This is a genomic window from Paenibacillus sp. FSL H7-0326, assembly GCF_001955535.1.
GTDB classification, from domain to species: domain Bacteria; phylum Bacillota; class Bacilli; order Paenibacillales; family Paenibacillaceae; genus Paenibacillus; species Paenibacillus shunpengii.
Genome location: NZ_MPVN01000020.1, coordinates 1 through 1,476, shown reverse-complemented (window position 1 = coordinate 1,476; position 1,476 = coordinate 1). Strand labels below are relative to the sequence as shown.

Annotated in this window: 1 protein-coding gene; it reads right to left on the bottom strand. The window is 37.8% G+C overall.

Annotated elements, in window-relative coordinates; all coding sequences use genetic code 11:
• Positions 1–437: 437 nt before the first annotated feature.
• Positions 438–1,253: an alpha/beta fold hydrolase gene (locus BK126_RS28615; protein ID WP_143757815.1), complete on the bottom strand. Its 816-nt coding sequence runs from the start codon at positions 1,251–1,253 to the stop codon at positions 438–440.
• Positions 1,254–1,476 lie beyond the last annotated feature (223 nt).

The window sequence follows — 1,476 nt, the reverse complement described above, 5'->3', positions numbered from 1 at the left end:
ATATTTATTAGATATTTATTAGATATCTATCTAATCGGTAATAGGTACATGTTCTTGTCCATTCCGGCAATCGGTACATGTTCTTGTCCTTGACTCGGGACACGAACTTGTACCGATAACATAAAAAAGCCGCTTAATTAGCGACTTCAATGGGAATATGTTCTTGTCCCCCGACAGGTCGTAAAATAGAAATTAATATTTGCAAAGTTCTGATATTCTATATTCAATTACAGTACTTCCCATGTGTTCACGACGTCCCCCCGACTTAAGCGAACGATAGTGAGCGGCCGCGATGTGGTTAGTCGGTGCGGATGTGTCCCGGCATCTACTTCTTCGACTTAACTTCCGGGACCGAGGCGGCTTGTCCGGCGATGCGTGAACACATTGTTATAGGATGTCAGCGACTTCTTCGAAATTCCTGAATTATTCTTTCTACATTAAATTAAAAATTTTAAAATATGTGATAACAAAACTGCTGGTTGATCTTCTTGAACTAAATGTCCTGCTTCAGGGATAGTAACAAACTGTGATGTCTTTATCTCACTATGCAATTTGTGCCCCTTTTCAATTGGAACCCATTTGTCTTGCCTCCCCCAAACAATTAATACTGGTATCTTAATTTCTCCATATTTATCTTCAATTTCATCTGTATATTTTTGGCTAGCTTGGGCTATTTGACGATAGAATGCAGGCTGACCCGTTGATCCAAGCCAAGGATTTAATATACCTTTTAAAGTTTCATCATTCATTGGTTTATATGTTGCCCCTTGAACATATGCAGAAACCATAGCCTTATGTATATAACTAGGAACTCCTTGAAAAGCTGATTCATATTTGTTTACGTGTGAGAAGAAAGTAGAACCCCAAGGTGCTACTGCCACGGGATCAATTAGAATAAGCTTTTTAAAGTCACGTTTATTTAACATGTGTGTTCTTAAAACAGTTGTTCCGCCAAAATCATGTCCAATAGCATACGGATCCTTAAGTTCCCAATGATTTAATAGTTCTACAAAGACTTTGTTCTGTACGCCTAGCGAGACATCTCCATCATTTTTTTCAGATTCACCATAACCTAAAAGATCATAATAATACACGGTAAACCATTGACTTAATGCGGGAATGATGTGCCGCCAATTAAAAGATGACCAAGGAGTGCCATGCACAAGGACTAAAGGAGGACCTTCACCCATGATTCCATAACATACTGTTCCATAAGTTGAAGAGAATCTTCTTGTTAAATTTATATTCTGCATAAATCTAACCTCCTATTTTTATCGTAATGATAAACAACTTGGCATAATTTATTAGTCTTGTATTAGTCTTGTTTTTCGCTGATTTCCTATAACGTCTTATTCACGAACTTCGTAAATAATTCCATATGTAGGGTATTCGCGAAACTTTTGAACTATCCTGCCCATTCGTAATGAAAACAAGGAGCAGCTGCCGAGGCAAACTACTCCTTGTTTGATTGAACTA